Source organism: Stieleria varia (assembly GCF_038443385.1).
Taxonomy (GTDB): domain Bacteria; phylum Planctomycetota; class Planctomycetia; order Pirellulales; family Pirellulaceae; genus Stieleria; species Stieleria varia.
Genome location: NZ_CP151726.1, coordinates 5,971,036 through 5,986,600, shown reverse-complemented (window position 1 = coordinate 5,986,600; position 15,565 = coordinate 5,971,036). Strand labels below are relative to the sequence as shown.

General features: G+C 55.7%; 12 protein-coding genes. 7 read left to right on the top strand and 5 right to left on the bottom strand.

Annotated elements, in window-relative coordinates:
* Window positions 1-8 precede the first annotated feature (8 nt).
* Complete coding sequence (locus tag Pla52nx_RS20270; protein ID WP_146520503.1) at window positions 9-1,727, bottom strand: tryptophan halogenase family protein; 1,719 nt, start codon at window positions 1,725-1,727, stop codon at window positions 9-11.
* 190 nt (window positions 1,728-1,917) lie between these two features.
* On the opposite strand from Pla52nx_RS20270, the gene trhA reads away from it, so the two are divergent.
* The 4 genes from trhA (at window position 1,918) to Pla52nx_RS20250 (ending at window position 5,162) form a co-directional block, all read left to right on the top strand.
* The gene (gene trhA / locus Pla52nx_RS20265; RefSeq protein WP_197454651.1) at window positions 1,918-2,571 is read left to right on the top strand and encodes a PAQR family membrane homeostasis protein TrhA; all 654 of its coding nucleotides are present in this window, start codon (window positions 1,918-1,920) and stop codon (window positions 2,569-2,571) included.
* Window positions 2,572-2,733: 162 nt separating this feature from the next.
* Window positions 2,734-3,564, top strand: a complete 831-nt coding sequence (locus Pla52nx_RS20260) for a hypothetical protein (protein ID WP_146520505.1) — start codon at window positions 2,734-2,736, stop codon at window positions 3,562-3,564.
* 31 nt (window positions 3,565-3,595) lie between these two features.
* The gene (locus Pla52nx_RS20255) at window positions 3,596-4,414 is read left to right on the top strand and encodes a hypothetical protein (RefSeq protein WP_231742025.1); all 819 of its coding nucleotides are present in this window, start codon (window positions 3,596-3,598) and stop codon (window positions 4,412-4,414) included.
* Window positions 4,407-5,162, top strand: coding sequence for a uracil-DNA glycosylase family protein (locus tag Pla52nx_RS20250; protein WP_146520506.1), 756 nt, complete (start codon window positions 4,407-4,409; stop codon window positions 5,160-5,162). Before Pla52nx_RS20255 ends, Pla52nx_RS20250 begins: the two co-directional genes overlap by 8 nt.
* A 4-nt stretch (window positions 5,163-5,166) precedes the next feature.
* Here the strand turns inward: Pla52nx_RS20250 and Pla52nx_RS20245 are convergent, their stop codons facing one another.
* Entirely contained in the window at window positions 5,167-5,532 is a 366-nt protein-coding gene (locus tag Pla52nx_RS20245) for a nucleotide pyrophosphohydrolase (RefSeq protein ID WP_146520507.1), read from the bottom strand.
* A 146-nt stretch (window positions 5,533-5,678) separates the two neighbouring features.
* On the opposite strand from Pla52nx_RS20245, the gene Pla52nx_RS20240 reads away from it, so the two are divergent.
* Complete coding sequence (locus tag Pla52nx_RS20240; RefSeq protein ID WP_146520508.1) at window positions 5,679-6,674, top strand: PmoA family protein; 996 nt, start codon at window positions 5,679-5,681, stop codon at window positions 6,672-6,674.
* A complete protein-coding gene (locus Pla52nx_RS20235; RefSeq protein ID WP_146520509.1) occupies window positions 6,671-7,774 on the top strand; it encodes an alanine racemase in 1,104 nt (367 codons plus the stop codon). Before Pla52nx_RS20240 ends, Pla52nx_RS20235 begins: the two co-directional genes overlap by 4 nt.
* A gap of 74 nt (window positions 7,775-7,848) precedes the next feature.
* On the opposite strand, the gene Pla52nx_RS20230 is transcribed toward Pla52nx_RS20235, so the two are convergent.
* Genes Pla52nx_RS20230 through Pla52nx_RS20220 form a run of 3 tightly spaced genes read right to left on the bottom strand, consistent with a single transcriptional unit; the run spans window position 7,849 to window position 11,891 of the window.
* The gene (locus Pla52nx_RS20230; protein WP_342190209.1) at window positions 7,849-9,330 is read right to left on the bottom strand and encodes a DUF1501 domain-containing protein; all 1,482 of its coding nucleotides are present in this window, start codon (window positions 9,328-9,330) and stop codon (window positions 7,849-7,851) included.
* Between the two features lie 7 nt (window positions 9,331-9,337).
* Window positions 9,338-10,996, bottom strand: coding sequence for an AAA family ATPase (locus Pla52nx_RS20225; protein WP_231742026.1), 1,659 nt, complete (start codon window positions 10,994-10,996; stop codon window positions 9,338-9,340).
* The gene (locus Pla52nx_RS20220) at window positions 10,977-11,891 is read right to left on the bottom strand and encodes a universal stress protein (protein ID WP_146520512.1); all 915 of its coding nucleotides are present in this window, start codon (window positions 11,889-11,891) and stop codon (window positions 10,977-10,979) included. The genes Pla52nx_RS20225 and Pla52nx_RS20220 overlap by 20 nt, the downstream gene beginning before the upstream one ends.
* 1,146 nt (window positions 11,892-13,037) lie before the next feature.
* Here Pla52nx_RS20220 and ppsA point away from each other — a divergent pair.
* A complete protein-coding gene (gene ppsA / locus Pla52nx_RS20215) occupies window positions 13,038-15,461 on the top strand; it encodes a phosphoenolpyruvate synthase (protein ID WP_146520513.1) in 2,424 nt (807 codons plus the stop codon).
* The last annotated feature ends 104 nt before the right edge of the window (window positions 15,462-15,565 follow it).

Here is a 15,565-nt window from a genome sequence, read left to right as displayed (position 1 = left end):
CCGTGATCTCAGCAATAAACGGTGGGGCATTGGATGTGGATGCTTTGCAGCAACTGTCGATTGGAAGGAAGCGATGTATTGATTTCGTTATGACGCTGAAGAATCGAACTCATCAGCGCGACGGCGTGGGGGCGATCGAGCAATGAACTCGATGCAGAATCGTTGACAGGGGGCAGACGCTCGGCGCCTTGGAAGATGAAATGATGGTTGGCTTCGGCAAAAACTGGATCATGCTCGGGCAACTCGACATGGCCACGTTGCTCATAGAGCTGGATCGTGGCGTCAAGCGAATCAGGCAGTCGGACCGAACGTGCATCACGCCAAAACGGCGTGTCATCGCGATCTGAGAGAACGTAGTGAAGCAGCACAAAGTCACGGATTTCTTCGTAGACATCCGTCATGCGGCGGTTGAATAGGTCAGGTCTTGATGTGATCGAACCAGAGCCCGGCAAGCAATTCACCAGCTCGTCCAAGGCTCGCTGAATCAGAAAGATCCCGGTGGACTCCAGCGGCTCGATGAAACCGGACGAGAGACCGATCGCGACGCAGTTGTTTTGCCAACTCTGTCTACGATGTCCAACACGAAAACGAACAGAGTTCAACTCAACGTCGTCACTCAGATATCGCAGGAACTCGCTCTCTGCCTCGTCTCGGCTGAGATGGTTTGACGAATAAACGTAGCCGTTGCCCGTTGCATGCATCAACGGAATCCGCCAAGTCCAACCGGCGGTACGCCCTGTGCAGATTGTGAACGGCGCGTCCGATGGCTGCTGAAATGAATCGAGCGAGTCGCCCGAATTCCGAGCAGAACTTGGTGAGTTTTCGGTGACGTTGTCGTCTTGATGATCTACCGGTTGACGTGCGGTCACTGCCCTGTCGCAGAGCAACTGGTCTGACCAATCGGTCCAATCACTTTGCAGACTCTTTTCGATCAAGACGCTGGCGAAGCCACTGCAGTCGATATACAAGTCGGCATGGATTGCTGGTTGATCTCGAACTTCGACACATGTGATGTCGCCGTTCTCCGATCGTTGCACGCCGCAAACATGTCCTACACGATGGGTGACGCCATCAGTAACAGCGATGGATTGGATGAACTTTGCCAACAGGCCTGCGTCCAAGTGAAACGCGTAGTTCTCCACGATCGGCGAGTCAAAACGTGGCATTCCGACCGCGCCGTAATCGTGATCACTCCAGTTGGTGCTCATTGCCGCTGGATTGTTGCTTGGACGGGCCGGACGCAATGATCGTCGAGACTGGCAAAGCTGTTTTTGCAAGCAGAAGTCGGTGTATTGGCAGTTGGAATCGATCCAACCTTCGGCAATTCCTCTTCGCCATTGGTGAATCAGGTCGTGACCCTTGATTCGGCCGCAGCTGCCGAACGGATGCCAATATTGATGTTCCGGGGTGACCCAGTCGTCGAAACGAATCGCCAGCTTGTAGGTTCCACCGCAACGACGTAAGAATTCGTCTTCGTCGATGCCCATGTTCTCGATCCAGTCGACCATCGCAGGAATGGTCGCTTCGCCGACACCAATCGATGCAACGTCGCTTGATTCCACCAGCGTCACGCGGCACCCAAGACGCCGTCGGAGCGTGGCGGCCGACATCCAGCCCGCTGTTCCGCCGCCCACAATAGCGATATGCATCTCTCGCAGCGATTTGCCTTGCAGGCTATCGGGCGGAGGAGTCCCAGGGGGGGCGGTGGTATGCGAATTCGGTTCCATAGAATCGAACTAGCACTTTTTGACTTGAAGAGAAAAGAGCAATTGGCGGGAAACCCGAAATCCCACGACACTGCATTGGCCACTGTCGACGGCAATGCGGTACCCTTGGACCAAGAAACCCGACTCGCAATTCGGCGAAGACCTAAATCAACTCAACAGCGTATTTTTCCCAAATTGGCAAAGCGGAACTGTGAATTCACCGGACACTCTGGAATCTTCGCCACTGCAGCGCGATGGTCAAGAATGGCTCAACACGCTGACTCATGGCTTTGCAGTCGCCCTCACACTGGTGGCAGCGGTGCCATTGATTGGTGCCGCTTGGAAAGCCGAACACGGACTGGCTTATGCATGCACGGCCTACATCACCGCCGTATCGGCAACGTTTCTCTGTTCGACGCTTTCCCATCACGTCAAACGTCAACCGTTGCGGGACACGATGAGGGCTTGGGACCAAGCCATGATTTACGCGATGATCTCGGGGACGTATTCCCCGATCGTTTTCCGCTACCTCAACGGCAGCGCCCAGGTTTCCCTTCAGGTAGCGATTTGGCTTGCCGCTGCAGTCGGGATCGCGGCAAAGCTGGCTTTTCGGCACCGGATCAACTCGGTGACCACCGTCAGCTACTTGCTGTTGGGTTGGTTGCCATCGATCCCCCTATACGGGAGCGTTCCGCGTGAACTGGGGCTCGCTATGCTCAGCGGCGGGATTGTCTACACTTTGGGGGTTGCGGTCCTCGTCAATGATTATCGCAGCAAGTATCTGCATGCTGTTTGGCATGTTTTGGTGATCTTCGCTGCCTCGATTCACTTTTACGGGATTTTCCACTACGTCGTTGGCCGATGAGTTGACCACCGAGAGTTGGCTTCGGGGGGGCGACCACCGGGAGTTGACCGAGGGGGCATTCCTCGCCACGCTGATTCCAAAGCTCGTTCCGCAGACCCAGATCCTTTCAACTCGGCTGCCGAACGCGGCCGCCAGATTCCTCCATTTCCTGTGTTTCCGATCATGGATGGTGCAACCGAACCGATCATCGCCGTGCTGGGACATCCGATCGCTGGCAATCCGTCGCAGTTTGCTCTAGAAAGAGCATTCAAGGCGATGCGGTTGGACTGGCGTGTTCTCTCTCTGGACGTTCATCCGGAAAACATTGATGCCGCGATCACGGGTGCAAAGGTGATGGGGTTCCGTGGCCTGTTACTGGACGATGTCAACGCGGCAGCAGCTGGCCACCTTCGTCAGAGGGTCACTCCGACCGACACCACTGCAGAGGCCGAGTCTTCCCAGCAGATCGAGCAGAGCCAACAAACAGAAAAGGTTTCCGAGGGCGCGCCCCCGACGTGCTTCTTTTGGGACTCCACTGACAAGCAAGCCTATCGGTCGGAGAATGCCGAATCGAGTTGGCTGGAAGAATTGATTCGCAGCCATTTTCGCTCTCCTGAGAGTGTGGCTGACGGCGATGCGATGGGGCCGGTCCTGTGGATCGGCGACACCGACGTCCGTTTTCCAAAAACCATGGTCGACATCGACACGCAATCACCGATCGCATGGGCCGATTCCGAGTCCATCGAGCATTCCAAGCTGATCGTACTCAGCGAACCGGTCAACGTCAGCAAATGGCCCGCCAATGACCAGTCCACCTTGGTGATCGACCTTTCTGACAGTCAGGAAAATCCCGACGGTGGAAACCACGCCGCACTTTCAAAACTCGGCTACACCTTCATCAGTGTAGAAGAACGCCGCGCCGCCGCTTTGAGCCAGTGTCTGACGCGTTGGACCGGGACTCGTCCTCCGATCGATATTATCCAAGAAGCCATCGAAGAATACTTGGCCGTCTGAATCGGCTCCCTCAAGAACAGCACCGCGAAAAATGTCCAACGAGATCTATCTCAAAGACGAACGGATCATTGAAACGATTGCGACTTTGTGCAAGCGAATCGATGATCGCTTTCCCGCATGTGGTCTCAGTCGACTCTGTGAACAACTGCTGGAGGTTGCCAGGAAAGCTTCCGTTCGCTCGACCAATATCGGTCGCCCCGTGCTCTGGATTCGTTTGGCCGGCTACTGCATGGCGGCCAGTTTGATCGCCTTGCTGTTGGGAACGATCTACTACATCGCCAGCTCCGTGCGATTACGTGACGAAGAAATGAGTTGGACCGATCTGATCACCAACTTTGATGCAGCCACCAGCGGCGCCATCGTGATCAGTGCGATCCTGTACTTCTTGATCAGCTTGGAAATGCGAATCAAACGCCGACGGGCGTTGCAAGCCGTTCACGAACTGCGAGCGATCGCGCACGTCGTCGACATGCACCAATTGACGAAAGATCCCGAGCGAGCATTCCCACGCTATCGCACCACCAGCCATTCTCCACAACGCTCCATGACTCCCGAGGAGCTGTCGCGATACCTGGACTACTGCTCGGAGATGCTGTCTCTGATAGGTAAGATCGCTGCGTTGTACATCCAACGTTTCGACGACCCGGCGGCCGTCGCTGCGGTCAGCGATGTCGAGCAGTTGACCACGGGGCTGTCTCGAAAGATCTGGCAAAAGATCGTGATCCTGAGTGATCTGTCCGTCGCCGGAAAGTCCGCCCCCGCACCGACGGCGTTTGAATCGAACCCTGCACCCATTGAGCCCCCGTCGGATGATTCAACGGCGCTTGCCGAGGTCTCAACCGATGGATAGACCCGCATCCGCTCCGTGCGAGCGGTTGATCAAAGCCGCCAAGAAACTCTCGCGTCAATGCGATCAACTCTGCTTTGCCGACCCCGTCACCCATGTTTACAACCCACTCAACTACGCCTGGAAGGCTCACCGAGCCTACCTTTCGATGGCGTCTGCGAGTACCGAAGTGGTCTTCTTGGGCATGAACCCTGGTCCGTGGGGCATGGCACAGACCGGCGTTCCCTTCGGTGAAATCGATGCGGTCAAAAACTGGTTGGGGATCGACGTTCCGGTCAGTAAACCCGACAACGAACATCCCAAGCGACCGATCGAAGGGTTTCAGTGCACACGCAGCGAAGTCAGTGGACGTCGACTTTGGGGACTGATGCAATCCCGATTCGGCAAACCCAACGCATTTCTCAAACAACACTTCATTTTGAACTACTGTCCGCTGGTGTTCATGGAATCGTCCGCGCGAAACCGGACGCCCGATAAACTGCCCGTGGACGAACGCAAACCGCTGGATGACGTTTGTGATCAACATTTGCAAACGGTGTTGCAAATATTGGAGCCCAAGCATGTCGTTGGTGTCGGCGCCTATGCCGAACAATGTTTGGCCCGAGCGCTCGAACAAATCGGAAACCAAGAACGCAAGTCGCCGATCCAAATCAGCCGCGTCCTGCACCCCAGTCCGGCATCGCCTGCGGCCAATCGCGGGTGGGCCGAACAAGCTGAAAAGCAGCTTTGTGATGCCGGAATCTGGAGCTGATTCATCACGCCGGGTCGACGGGATACTTCTTTCGGTTCAGCACCATCTTTCGCCTCAGCGTGGTGCTCAAATCGATTTGCATCGTGTTGGCCAACGCAAGCACGTAGGATAAACAGTCCGCTAATTCTTCGCCGACCGCTGCCATCCTCTGCGGATCATCCAACAGTTCATCGGACTGTTCGAGCGACAACCACTGAAAGTGCTCCATCAGCTCCGCCGTCTCGATCGCCAGCGACATCGCCAGATTCTTGGGGTTGTGAAACGAACGCCAGTTCCGCTCATCCACGAATTGTTGCACAACATCGCGCAACTGAGACACCGTGGTTTCACGATCGCTTGACCCGCCGTCCGTGCTCTGAATTTCGCCCATCGTCCTCAGACTCCCGATTTCTATCACGTTCGTATTGTTTTCTCTGCGCGTAGCAGCACTCCACGGCATTGCGGGTTATCATAACGTCCACCTGCCGAATCCGTGATTTGGATTCCCCCCAACGATCATTCTCCGGAGATTTCTCGATGCGTTGCCCCTTGATCGCCCCCGCACTCACTTGCTTTTCACTCGTTCCGATTTTTTTGTGTGTGACCGTCATTGCGACGCTCAGTCATGCTGGCGAAGTCGCGATCACGGAAACCGAAGGCAAAGCCGTCGTCACCCTCGACGGAAAACCGTTTGCCGAGTACCGCAGTGACGGCTACGCAAAACCGATCGTCTATCCGATCATTGGGCCACACGGCATCCCGATGACACGCAGTTATCCGATGGAAAAGGGTGTCGACAATGAAGCGAGCGATCACCCCCACCACAAATCACTGTGGTACACGCATGACGAAGTCAACGGGGTTCGGTTTTGGATGGAAGGCGAAAGCACCAAGGAAAACATCGCGGTCGGAAAAATTGTCCAAACGTCGATGAAGATCGAGGGCAACACCATTACGACGACGGATGACTGGGTCGGTCCGGATGGCAAAGTCGTTTGCAGTGACACACGCACGTTGACCTTCGGCGGAGATGACAACGATCGACACATCGACGTCACCGTGCAATGGCGCGCTACCAATGGCGAAGTCCATATCGGCGACACCAAGGAAGGCACCATGGGCATCCGCACGAATCCTTTGCTGCGTCTGTCCAATGACCCCAAACGCGGAAATCACACAGCCAAGGGAAAAGCGATCAACAGCGAAGGCGTCGAGGGCAAAGACATCTGGGGCAAACGCGCCAAGTGGGTCGACTACTGGGCTCCGGTAAACGACCACGTCGTCGGCGTTGCGATCTTTGATCATCCGTCCAACCCCAAGCACCCGACATGGTGGCACGCACGCAATTACGGGTTGGTCGCCGCGAATCCCTTTGGCGTGCACGATTTCGAAGGCAAGCCGAAAGGCACGGGCGACGTGACCATCCCCGCTGGCGAATCCTTGACATTCCGCTATCGATTCTTGTTCCACACCGGTGACGTGCAATCCGCCAACATTGCTGCGAAGTATGCCGATTTCGCGGAGACCAAATGAGCGCGGCAGCGGATTCCTACTGGAGCGATATCTCAGGTCTCCAACACCTCGGTACGCCTGGACTGTTGTTCGACTTGGATCGTATCGGACACAACATCCGAACGATGATTCAGACGGTTGGTGGCCCCGATCACGTCGGCCGCCTGCGTCCCCACGTCAAAACGGTCAAGTCATCGACGATCATTCGAATGCAAGTCGACGCCGGGATCCGGCAATTCAAGGCGGCAACGGTCTCTGAAGCTCGCGCCGCTGCGATGGCAGGAGCGGACGACGTGATGCTCGCACATCAATTGCCGGGAGTAAAGTTCACCAGGTTGTTGCAACTTGCACAATCGAATCCGCGAACCTTGTTTTCGACCGTCGTGGACAACGCGGCGACGCTGACGGAAATCGAACAAGCCGTCGCGACGCACTCCAAGCCTTTTCCCGTTTGGATTGATGTCGACTGCGGGATGCATCGCACGGGCATTGAGTTGGGTGATGGAGCCGCCGAACTGCAGTCGCGAATCGAACGCTCGCCGGTGTTGAAATTCGCCGGCTTGCACGTCTATGACGGCCACATTCATGACGCCGATATCGATGCCAGGCAGCGTCAAGTCGACACGATCTTAGATTCGATACGCGACTACACCAGCAGTCACGCTTGCCCTGCAATCGTATGCGGCGGTTCACCAACCTTTGGCTTGTATGCGGCACAAACCGACTACCAGTGCAGCCCCGGTACAAATGTGCTCTGGGACATTGGCTACGCAAACTCGTATGCTGAGATGCCTCACCAGATCGCAGCGGCCTTGGTCACTCGGGTGATCAGTCATCCGACCGCTAACACATGGTGTTTGGATCTGGGATACAAAGCGGTCGCAAGCGAGATGCCCTTGCCGCAACGCGTGATGTTGCCATCGGTGCCGGATGCAATGTTTTGCGGGCACAGCGAAGAACACATGGTGATCGAAACGGAGAGACCGCTGTCGATCGGCCAAACTCTCGTTTCCTTGCCCAAGCACATCTGTCCGAGCGTCGCCTTATATGGCAAAGCGACCATCATTGAAAACGGCTGTGCCACTGATCGTATCATCGAAATCGATGCTCGCGATCGATAATAGTGACTGACCTACTGGCGCAGGAAATGGGATTCGCCAGAATTTCTGTCAAACAGGATTTCTGGCGAAATCCACTACGCCAGCACGTCGGGGATGATCTTGCCCTCCACGTTCGTCAGTCGACGTTGAATTCCGTTGTGCTGAAAACTCAAGCGATCATAGTCAAGCCCCAGTAGGTGCAAGATGGTGGCGTTGAAGTGGTACAGCGGATGAACATTTTCGACCGCTTTCTGTCCCAACTCGTCCGTCATGCCGTGACTCACTCCCGGCTTCACTCCCGCCCCGGTCAGCCAGCACGTAAAGCCGTCCGGATTATGGTCACGTCCCTTGGCACCCTTTTGAAAAAACGGCATGCGGCCAAACTCGGTGCACCAAACCACCAGCGTTTCATCCATCAACCCACGCTGCTTCAGATCCCGAATCAGCGCCGCTGCAGGTTGATCCATGATCTCTGCGTGAACGTCGTATTGTTCCTTCAACGCATTGTGCCCGTCCCAATTGAGTTTCCCACCGCTCGCGTAGGCACCGTTGAACAACTGCACAAAACGGACACCTCGTTCGACCAACCGACGAGCCAGAATGCAGTTCCGTGCGAAAGCTGCTTTGTCGGCATTCTGTGGATCGTCCGCACCGTACATCCGCAAGACGTGTGCCGGTTCGCTGTCGATGTCGTTGAGTTCCGGCATGCTCAGTTGCATCCGCGCGGCAAGTTCATAGCTCGCAATTCGAGCCGCCAAGTTGCTGTTGCCTGGATTCGCGGCCAAGTGTCTCGCGTTCATTTTGTCCAACAACAACCGCGCCGCTCGGTTCTCTCCCGACGTCACGCCCTGTGCGACCAAATGTCGTACCGGCGACTTAGAGCTCATCGTTGTTCCCTGAAAAGCCGCTGGCAGAAAACCTGCCCCCCAATTGTTCGCACCGTTTTGTGGTACACCGCGGGGATCGGGAATCGCTACGTACGCTGGCAACTCCTGGCTTTCACTGCCCAACGCGTATGTGACCCACGAACCGAGACTCGGAAATCCATCCAACACAAATCCCGTCGACAAGAAATTCTCTGCCGGACCGTGCGTGTTCGATTTGCTTGTCAGCGAGTGCACAAAGGCGATGTCGTCCGTCAATTCCGCCAAGTGCGGAATCATGTCACTGACCCATTTGCCCGTCTGACCGCGTTGTCGGAACGCGTATTGGGGGCGAGCGAGATTGCCCGCTGGGCCTTGAAAGGTCACCGCCGGGCCGCCGGGAAGCGGCTTGTCGTCCCACTTGATCAATTCCGGCTTGTAGTCCCAAGTCTCCAATTGGCTGACCGCACCGGCGCAAAAGATCACGATGACGTTCTTTGCCTTGGCCTGGAAATGCGGTTGCCGCGGCGCGTACGGCTGCGCAGGATCGATGACCGGTCCCGTTTCCTCCGCATGCAATCCATCGCCGCCGAGCAAACTCGCCAACGCGATTGATCCCAACGCGGTCGCATTGTCAGCCAAAAAACAGCGTCGATCCGATGATCGCTCGCCGCTTTCCCTCTGGCCCTCAACGCTGGAATCCTTGGTCATCATGGTGTCTCTACTTTGTCGTTCGTTCAGCCATTTCCTTGATCGAGTGAACTGACAGATCCTCACTCTCATCTCTTTGCAGGCCAAATTTTACTTGGTCAACCACCTCAGGCAGCTCTCGTCGATCCAACGGCTCTCGCGTGCTCAACTGTCGCTCCAGGACCGCAAGATCAGCATCTGACGCGTCGGTGTTGGCCTTTGCACGATCAATGATACGCTGACGAAGCGTCTCGGGGGCGGCTTTGCAGTCGAGTATGCCAAATGGTACTCCCTCACGCGACGCCAGGGATCGAAATCGGTCGCGTTGCCGGCGCTTCAAAAAAGTGGCGTCGACCACCACCGTATATCCGTCTCGTACGATACCACGCGCTAAACGACGCAGTCGACGATAGGTGCTTTCGGTCGCGGCAGCCGAGTAGAGTTCATTCTTGACCGTATCATCAGGATGCTGAGAACTGTCGATGTCAAACTCCCGTTTACGTTCGACATCACTGCGAATGCGAATCACGCCAAAACGCTGGACAAGTTGTTCACTCACGGTCGTCTTACCGCTGCCGCTGACGCCATGCGTGATGAAGATGCCAGGTAGTGAGCCGACGGCATATAAATGCGCCAAGCGGACGTGTTTGCGTACATCGACGTCGATTTCATCACGTTCCGCCTGTGTCAGACCCGATTGATGGGATCGCAACAAGGCGACCTTGGCTCGAACCATTGCCCGATAAACAAGGTACCACTGCATCACCGAGAGTGATGAATAGTCGCCGGTGCGCTCAAGATACGTGTTGATAAAGCTTCTGGAGAGATGTTTCAGCCCCATCGATTTTAGGTCCATCGCCGTGAAGGCGGCATCGCTGACCACATCAATCCAGCGAAACTCGTCATTGAACTCGATTCCGTCAAAGGGAATCAGTTCGCCATGCCACCCGATGATGTTGGCAAGATGCAAATCGCCGTGACACTCTCGGACAAATCCGTTCTCGCGACGTTTGATAAACTCTTGCCGAAGCGTCTGAGCTTTTTTCCCGGTCCAGTCACGCACAAACTCAAACGCGAACTCGGCGGGTCCGCCTGCGACTTCGGACAGTTCATCCAAGTTATCCGACGCGGCACGCTGAATGCTTTCGGCAGTCCCCAAGTCGGTGCTAAGGTCCGTGTTTTGGTCGTTATCACCCAGTCGCCGGGCGGCTTGATGGAAATCCGCGATGCGTGTTGCCAATCGGTTGATGTCTTCGTGTGACAACTCGCCAGACTGGGCTTTCACACTCAGCAATGCATCCTCAGGAAAGCGTTTCATTCGAACCGCGTACTCGAGCGGTTCTCCTTGACCACCGACCTTCCACCGCCCGTTTTCTTGAGTGATCGGAACAACATCCAGGTACAATTCGCGAGCAAAGCGTTGATCCAGCCGCAGTTCTTCTTCGCAAAAATACTTGCGTTGAGCCAGTGTGGAGTAATCCAAGAAACTGTTCTTCAGCGGTTTCTTGATTTTGAACGCGTAGGGGCCAGCCAAAAAGACCCACGAGATGTGCGTCTCATGCAAGTCCACCGTCTGCACATCGATTCCGGGATAGGCGTTTGGATCCTGTAGATCTCTGACCAACGCATTGTTTCGCTGGCTGTCGGTGTGTTGGCTATCGGCGTGTTGGCTATCGGTGTGTTGATTCACTGTGCGACTCCGTTTTTTTGATACCGTGCAACATTCGATTCCTGGTGATCCAGACGCTGCACGGGGCATGTCGAAGAACGAATCGTGAAACACTGCCCATCAGGAATCGTCCCAGGGTGCTCCGCTGTGTTTCACCGACGACGACGAGGTCGCACTGATGGACTTCGGCGAAGTTTACCAGGGCATCGCCGACGTGATTGTTCTCTAGCAGGTATCCATTGGTGTTCGGTGCCACACAACGAATCTGTTCCCTGACCGATTCGATTGCCTCCTTCACCCGTTCGGTATGCGTTTGTCCATCGACCGGCAGGAAGCTCGCATCGGCATGAAGTGGTACCGCTGTCAACAGATTCACGGTGGTGTTTGCTCCCCAACGAAAATCAGCCAGTTCTTCCACAGCGGCTTGCGCAGGGCCGGTCTCGTCGTATCCCACGGCAATGCGTAATGGACGATCACCCGATCGTAATCCGGTCGGACGCACGATCAGAACACTGCAGTCCGCATGCGTGGCGAGATAGTCACTGGTACTGCCCAGCAGCATTCTGGTGATACGTGAGTGTCCCACGGCTCCGGCGACGATGAGATCTGCGCGTAGGTTTCGGGCGACTTCGATCAGCACGTCTTGCGGACGTCCGACCCGTACAAGCTGACGGACCGTGACGTTGGCCCCCGTGAACATGCCGGAGACTCGATCAAAGGCCCGACTTGCGTGCTCGGTCTGTCGATTCAAATCGTTGATCGCATCGCTCGTCGTGTCGTCTCTCAGGTTCGGATTTCGAGTCAGGACGGTGCACACAATGATCTCAAGCGGCTCGTCGTGCACCAAATGCGACAGAAACCAAGCGGCTTCGTCTGCATGATTGGATCCATCGCTCGCTAAGATGATTTTTCGCATGGTAGCTCTCTTGTGCTGGTCGGATGATTGGCGAATTGGAGCAACGCGATGCGCCACAACGTCGCGCATGTGAGCGATTCGGTCACGGGGTGAGAACCGAATAGCGGGAACGATTGGCTCAATAAAATCCGGCAATCTTTCCCGTTATGAGCAACATCAGCCCGACGGCGAGCGCAAAGATAAGTGTCCAGAATACCGGTTCCCGGAGGTGCTCGGAGGATCTTTCGTCGGACATTTGCGTACTCCCGTTGAAACATGTAAAGATCGCGACCCGAGGCGCGGATAATTCACGCTGGCTCGCTACAGTCTTCGCAATACGTTTGCACGAAACGGTTTACGCGGATTGGCACGAAAACAGTCTGCGCATTTCAGCCGCCACGCGATAGCGTCCGGTTCTCACGCCTGTAATCGGGAACCGGACGCTATCGCGTGCCGGCTGATGAATCATCCGCGCCTAGCGGGCTGATGATTTAGCTGAACTTGGGAACGAAAAAGTGAGCCGTGGGCCGTAAGGCACCGGGCAGTGCGGTAGGCCTGACTGCTCAAAGTTTGGTGTTGACATTGTTTTTTCAGTCCATGTTTTTGTTCCATGCATCGCAATCCAAAGTGAGCCTCAGGCGCTAGCCGTGGGCCGGCACCACAATCCGCTTCAGGCCCACGGCTAGCGCCTGAGGCTCACTGGGGACCACCAGCTGCGCCGGCAGCTTCAGGCCCACGGCTAGCGCCTGAGGCTCACTGGGGACCACCAGCTGCGCCGGCAGCTTCAGGCCCACGGCTAGCGCCTGAGGCTCACTGGGGACCACCAGCTGCGCCGGCAGTAGGACATAAACTTTCGCAAACCCAAAAAGAAACAACACCAAACTTTGAGCAGTCCAGCGTTAGGCCCGACTGCGTACGCCTCGCGCTTCACTCAATCAATAGGCTGTTAGTAGCAGATATCGTGCCAATCGACGTGAAAGTACGACAGCGACGGTCGCAAAGATTCTTCAAAACCCAGGCGATCCGAGTAAACGATTGGCGCTCCGATTGGCGAACCACTTGAGCGCTCCGCGTAAGTCTCTGGCACACCGATTGCACGTTCGAAATGGCCCAGCAGCCTGTTGTAGACGCTGCTCGTTCCTCTCACTCTCTCATGTGAGTCCTGCCATGAGCACCGCTGTTGTATCGGCCACCAAATACATTCGCTGGTTCTCTGACATCGGAATCAACGATATCCCCAGCGTCGGGGGCAAGAATGCATCGTTGGGAGAAATGTACCAACAGTTGGCACCACGAGGCATCCGCGTTCCAAACGGCTTTGCCACCACGGCGGATGCGTATCGCTTGTTTTTGTCCGAGAGCGGCTTAGATGAAAAGATTGAACAGTTGCTCAGCGGAATGAACATCGGCGATGTCGGCAGTCTGCAGCATCATGGGCTGATGATCCGGCACATGATCTTAGAGACGCCGCTGCCCGATGCGTTGTCGCACGCCATCGTGGAGGCCTATCACCAATTGAGCAGGGGCGGAGGTGAGCTGGCCGATGTGGCGGTTCGCAGCAGCGCGACGGCGGAAGATTTGCCGGATGCCAGTTTTGCGGGCCAACAAGAGACCTATCTCAACGTCCGTGGTCAAGCCTCACTGCTGGACGCATGTCGGCGTTGCTTTGCATCGTTATTCACTGATCGAGCGATGTCCTATCGTGCCAAACGCGGTTACGGCCAGATGCAGGTCGCGCTTTCGATCGGCATTCAGCAAATGGTGCGCTCGGATCTTTCCGCCGCCGGCGTGATGTTTTCTATCGATACCGAAACAGGGTTCCGCGACACCGTTTTGATCAATGCGGCCTACGGCTTGGGTGAAACCGTGGTCCAAGGCAGCGTGAATCCAGACGAGTACTACGTTTTCAAACCGACACTGCGTGAGGGTTTCCGCCCGATCCTGAAACGTACGTTGGGAACAAAGGCGGTCAAACTGGTGTACGACGATGGGGGCAGCAAGATGACCAAGAGTGTGCCGGTCAGCCAGACAGATCAACAACGTTTTGCGTTGAAAGACGATGACATCTTGCAGTTGGCCCGGTGGGCGTGCGATATCGAAGATCACTACAGTCAACTCACTGGCGAGTCTCGTCCGATGGACATCGAATGGGCAAAGGACGGCAGGACGGGCGAACTGTTCATTGTTCAAGCACGGCCGGAGACGGTTCAGTCGCACCGATTGACCAATTCGCTGGAACGTTTCCACTTGACCCAATCGGGCACGAAAATCTTGTCCGGCAGAGCCGTCGGATCAAAAATCGCTCAGGGGCGTGTTCGATTGATTCGGGATGTTACCCAATTGAGCGATTTCTGCGACGGTGAGGTCTTGGTGGCCGACATCACGGATCCAGATTGGGAGCCCGTGATGAAACGGGCATCGGCGATCATCACCAACCGCGGCGGTCGCACCTGCCACGCTGCCATCATCAGTCGTGAACTAGGGTTGCCCGCCATCATTGGAACGTCACGGGCGACGCAGATGCTCTCGCCAGGACAGATGGTGACAGTCAGTTGCGCAGAAGGAGAAACCGGGTTCGTCTACGACGGTGCTTTGTCATTTAACGTGGAGACGATTGATTTGGGGGCTCTCTCTCGGCCCAAGACAAAGATCATGATGAATGTCGCGACGCCTGACGAAGCTCTCGCACTCTCATTCATCCCCAACGATGGCGTCGGCCTGGCACGCGAAGAGTTCATCATCACCAATTACGTCAAAGTGCATCCCAAAGCGCTGCTGGAATTCGACTCACTGGACGATGCGACATGGGCTGCGGTGGAAGAAGCCACGCGAGGGTACGATGACAAACCGGAATACTTCGTCGATCGTCTGTCCGAAGGTATCGCGATGATTGCCGCGGCGTTTTATCCCAAGGACGTCATCGTACGGCTGAGTGATTTCAAAACGAACGAGTACGCCAACCTGCTGGGCGGCAAAGATTTTGAACCCAAAGAAGAAAACCCGATGCTCGGTTTTCGTGGCGCCTCGCGTTACTATCACCCCAGCTATCGCGAGGCTTTTGCCCTAGAGTGTCGAGCGATGAAACGTGTTCGCGACGAAATGGGACTCAAGAACGTCAAAGTGATGATTCCATTCTGCCGAACCGTCGAGGAGGGACGAAAGGTTCAAGAGGAAATGACCCAGCACGGGCTGATTCGTGGCGTGGACGGATTGGAGATCTATGTCATGTGCGAAATTCCCAGCAACGTGATCCTCGCCGATCAGTTCGCAGAAATCTTTGATGGTTTCTCGATCGGATCCAATGACCTGACGCAACTGACCCTCGGGGTGGATCGCGAGTCCGAAATCGTCGCCCATGTGTTCGATGAACGAAACGAAGCGGTCAAACGAACGATCGCCGCAGTGATCCAGGTTGCGAAGGAAAAAGGGGTGAAGATCGGGATCTGCGGTCAGGCCCCGAGCGACTATCCAGAGTTTGCTGAATTCCTCGTCCGGCAAGGAATCGACAGCATCTCTTTGACGCCCGACGCGGTCCTGCCAACAACCATTCATGTCCTGGAAATCGAAAAAGAGCTCCGTAGAGAGCAATAAGCCTATCGCATGGAACGTCAAAAATCGTGTGTCTGATTGACGCCCACGTTGAGGTCGCTATCAATGGCTCTATTGCTGGGAGTCAATTAACACTGCTATTCGGG